This is a genomic window from Desulfobacter sp. (assembly GCF_050177295.1).
In genome coordinates, this window is sequence record NZ_JBFXHE010000478.1 from 1 (window position 1) to 3,126 (window position 3,126).

Genomic DNA, 3,126 nt, shown 5'->3' on the forward strand with positions numbered 1-3,126 from the left:
TCTTCCCCTTCTTTTTACTTTATGTAAACCCTTCCCACTTATGTCTTAAAAAATACGACCAATGAGCGCAACGCGTCCCTCATCTTTGTTGACCATCAATCCATCAATTTGCGAGTCCGCGCTCAAAGGGAAAAGCATGGAATTGATCGCACATATGATGGAACAGCTCTGTCCCGGTTCTTGCTGCTGCTGTGATTGCTCCATAAAAACATCGGATACGGAACGTGTTCACCATGCAGCACATATGCTTGTCCGGGACCTGAATAACCCGCCGGACATCATGGAGATCGCCCGGTCGGTCGGATTAAGCAGAACCAAGCTGTTTAGCTGCTTTCGCCAGATGTTCGGGCTCTCCCCCTTTGAATATCTTCGTAATCAACGCTTACAGATGGCCATGCAACTGCTCCAGGATGGTGAGGTAAATGTCACCCAGGCGGCCTTGATGGTCGGTTATACCAATCTAAGTTATTTTGCCAAGGCCTTTAAATCCATATTCGGAATGGCACCGAGCGAGCTGCGCAAATCCTTTCGCATAACATAGTTTTTCAATGCGTAATTTTTCATGTGTGCCCGAATATCAGGTGGCCTTTTGGGGGATAGCATGAAATTGAAGAAATTGTTGTTACAGCAGTGGGGATATATCAGGTGGTGTAAGAACCTTTTTGATGAAGAATATCTGCAAGTAAGATTTGCCAGCTCCGGTGACCACCAGGGCCTTGATGGTGATCCCAGAATGATAGGCGCCACATTTACATACCGCTTCTAGGTAAAGATGTTTCTCCCGGTCGATACCCTTGGGGAAAGGGCATCGACCGGGGGATTTGAAAGCATAAAAAGCCTGCCCTTATTTCCTGCCGATGCACATATCCATGGATTCACCCATGGAAAAGGGTATGGGTTTAACTTTTACTGTTTTGAACCCGGCCTGGAGCATGGTATCGGGTATGGCATCCCGGTCAAGGGATAAATCCCGGGAAGTCAGTCCCGTGGGCAACCAGCTGATTACCATATCCGCCGGTTTTGTGCCTTCGTCTGTGAGACCGTCATGGACAGATATGAAAACGCCTCCGGGATTCAGGGCATGATAAATCTTTGCGAATAAAGGCTGAAAATCATCTTTTAAAAAATTCAATGTCGCTTTTGCATAAATGAGGTCATAGCCGCTGCCAATGGGATCTGTTGCATAATCCCCATCCATGACCGTGACCCTTTTTTCCATGCCATATTCGGCAATGATTTCCCGGGTCATCTTTATCACTGCGGGGTTATCAAAGACAATGGCTTTCAGGGAAGCACTTTTTTGGGTGACGGCAATGGAATCCATGCCGTGGGCGCCCCCGAGTTCGAGCATCTTTTTCATTCCGGCAAATTCGGGCAATTTGCTGATTTCCTTTGCCATCAGTTGTGAAACGCCGCTCCGGGAATGATTTCTCATGGATTTTATGTGGGGTGCAAACATTGTTCCCATATCTAAGTTGTCTCCTTGGGGCGCGGGCCCGTTTTTAATGACATCTGCCATCTGCTCCCTGGTTTGGAAATTCCACTGATCGGAGAGCATAAGAAATTCACCCAGATAGCAATCCTTTCCCTGGACAAGGAAGGTGTCGGACAGTTCCGTATTGCGGTACGCGCCGTTTTCCTTTTTAAGAAGTTGAATTGAACACAGGGCATTTAAAAAAAGCGTGGTGTTTGTCTCGTGGGTTTTGAGAGATGCCGCAATTTCAGGTGCTGTTTTGTTTTCAGTTGTAAGGTTAAACACCTTAAGTTCCACCGCAGTAATCAGTATCCACGACTTTGTCGTTCCATGAAAAAGTTCGAAAAGCGGCGTCGGCGTCATTGTGATGTCAGGTAATTCCATAGGTGTCTCCTTTGCTTATACGTGGATTGTCTGCCATGGTCATTTTGGCCATGGCCCTTATTTCCGGGACGTGAACTCCGAAGGAGAGATCCCGAATTGTTTGCGAAAAGCCTGGGCAAAGTGGCTGGAGCTGCAGAACCCGGCTTCAAAGGCGGCATCGGTGATACTCAACCTGTTTTCCGAAAGCAGCATTCTGGCATAGGCCAGGCGTTCCTTTCTAAGATACTCAAACACGGTGCATCCAAACACCTTTTTAAATCCCCGGGTCAGGCGGGTGTGGCTCATACCGGCCTGCCGGGCCAGATCAGTGAGGGACGGCGGGAATTTCAGCCGGGAGACCAGGATATCCCGGGCCGCACCAATCCGGTCCCGTTCATCAGTCCGGATCGGCGGACCCGGCAGGGCAGTGTCAAAGGCCTGCTCCAGGGTATAGGCCACAAGCTCCATGGCCTTGCTCTCCAGGAAGATCTGCCTGACCAGTCCCTGGTGGGGGCAGGCATACATCTGGTGAAGCACGGACTGCACCGTGAAATTCATGGTCTGGGAATAAAAAAGATGGCCCTGGCCAATGGCCTTTGCAAGGGTTTTTTGGGGACCGGGTTCATGGGGCGGGCCCAAAAGGCTGGAAATTTTTTCAGAAGGAAACCGGATCACCACGGCCCGGATTTCCATTTCCCGGGCAGTCCGTCGCTCCAGGTGCGGGTCTTCAAAATAGTGGAGATGGGCCTGACCGGCTGTTATTCCAAAAGGGGAAGGACGGCAGGCGTTCAGGGTCCGGGTGGTTCCGGACAGACAAAACACAAAGGTGAGCCTGGGTGCGGGCCAGGCGATCCTGGCCAGGTAATCCCTGGTAAACCGGCAGCAACTCATGCAGATATCCATGCCCGACCGGCAGTCCAGGTTCAGGAATTGGCCCTGGCCCAGTCCGGCCGGTACAGACCGCACGCGCTCCCGGCCCGGGCCGGGAACCGCCTGTTCTCCCGGAAACCGGATAAATCTGCCTTCCGGATTTTTTATGGTCACCTCAGCGCTCATTGTTTTACCTAAAAGAATTCATTTATTTATTTATAGTTATTAAGACCTAATCATCAAACCACTTTCTAAGATTTTTTTCAAATTTTTTTTAAGGGGAGAGGAAGAGGAGGGACAAAAAGACAAGCAAGATGGATAGATTATCTTGCTTAAGGCATCTTAGGATGCAACGCTTTTGGAAAGGCGATCCAAAAACTGAGAGGCCCATGGTGATGCAGCAGCAACCCGTTTTGGAT

Annotated in this window: 3 protein-coding genes; 1 reads left to right on the forward strand and 2 read right to left on the reverse strand. The window is 49.8% G+C overall.

Going from position 1 to position 3,126, the window contains the following annotated elements; genetic code table 11:
* Positions 1–61 precede the first annotated feature (61 nt).
* Positions 62–541, forward strand: coding sequence for a helix-turn-helix transcriptional regulator (locus tag AB7U36_RS21360; RefSeq protein ID WP_428161638.1), 480 nt, complete (start codon positions 62–64; stop codon positions 539–541).
* A gap of 303 nt (positions 542–844) precedes the next feature.
* Here AB7U36_RS21360 and AB7U36_RS21365 read toward each other — a convergent pair whose 3' ends face one another.
* Positions 845–1,858 (reverse strand): methyltransferase family protein, encoded by a 1,014-nt coding sequence (locus AB7U36_RS21365; RefSeq protein WP_428161639.1) that lies wholly within the window; start codon positions 1,856–1,858, stop codon positions 845–847.
* Between the two features lie 57 nt (positions 1,859–1,915).
* Positions 1,916–2,893, reverse strand: coding sequence for a helix-turn-helix transcriptional regulator (locus AB7U36_RS21370; RefSeq protein ID WP_428161640.1), 978 nt, complete (start codon positions 2,891–2,893; stop codon positions 1,916–1,918).
* Positions 2,894–3,126 lie beyond the last annotated feature (233 nt).